We start from the raw sequence: 1,225 nt of genomic DNA on the forward strand, positions 1-1,225 counted from the left end.
ATTGTAAGTTTGCCTTGAACAAATAATCTTTGGTTCTCCGGGTCATACCTACGTCGGAATGGTCAGCAAGACCGGTTGTCATGAAGGGTAGCCTGGAGAACCAAACTCATGGAACCCGGACAGTTCAGTGGACCTAGAGTCCGTTTCACAATGATGTACCCAGCATGAGACTTTCTCTTTTAGCGTTTTTAAGATGAATCAGCAGACACACTATTATGGCGTTGATGTCAGCAAAGACACCCTGCACATCAGCCATCAAACCGGCCTGGATGACCAGGGCCAACCCCAGTGGGCGTATCATAAAGTGCCCAATGAGCTGGCTCATCTGCAAAACTGGGCGACCCCGTTACCGCCCAACTGCCAGGTGATCTTTGAGCACACAGGTACCTATTCGGCTCGTTTAGCTTGGGTATTGGCCTTACTCGACAAAGCCTTTAGCATCCTGACGCCCGCCCAAAGCAAGGGTTTTTCGACCAGCTTAAAGTCCATTAGTAAGACCGACCGCAGCGATGCAATCCTGTTGGCTCGCTATGGGCAAATCTTCCAACCCCAGCCTTCCCAACTGGCCGATGAGTCCCTGCACCAGCTTCGCCAACAACACAAACACCTGAATGATTTGCGAATCAGCCACCAGGCAGTAGCCAATCAACTCCATGCGCTATCGTTCGATCCCCGAGCCAGCACCAAGGTCAAGACTAGCCTGCTGGTTTTGCAGCAAAGTTACTTGACCAAGATTGCTCTCTTTGAAGAGGAACTGGATCAGATGAGCCAGCACGAGCTACAGACGATCTCGGAGCGGATGCAACGGGTCAAGGGGATTGGGCCCGCTTCGGCTCAAGCCTTGTGCACCGCCACCAATGGTTTGGCTGGTTTCGAGTCAGCCAAAGCGGTGGCTAAGTTTGTGGGCCTTGCGCCCACTCAAGTGCAATCGGGCAGTTCGGTTCGTCGTCGGGGTCGGATGGCGCGTACGGGCTTAGGGTATGTCCGTGGCCTTTTATACATGGCGGCCCGTTCTGCTCGTAAGTACAATCTGGCCTGCCAAGCGCTTTATGACCGGCTACGGGCCAAGGGTAAATGCCATCGAGTAGCGATGGTGGGGGTGATGAATAAGTTGGTGCATCAGGTTTTTGTGGTGGTTAAGAACAATGTTGAATTCATCAATGGGTTTGGCCTACCCAAACAAAATTTGGCTTAATACTTGACTTTTGACACAGTTCATGACAAA

Annotated in this window: 1 protein-coding gene; it reads left to right on the plus strand. The window is 51.8% G+C overall.

The features are described 5' to 3' along the window. Positions 1-193 precede the first annotated feature (193 nt). On the plus strand, positions 194-1,195 hold the full coding sequence (locus GO755_RS40625; RefSeq protein WP_157591165.1) for an IS110 family RNA-guided transposase: 1,002 nt from the start codon (positions 194-196) through the stop codon (positions 1,193-1,195). Positions 1,196-1,225 lie beyond the last annotated feature (30 nt).

This window comes from Spirosoma arboris, from assembly GCF_009754945.1.
Taxonomy (GTDB): domain Bacteria; phylum Bacteroidota; class Bacteroidia; order Cytophagales; family Spirosomataceae; genus Spirosoma; species Spirosoma arboris.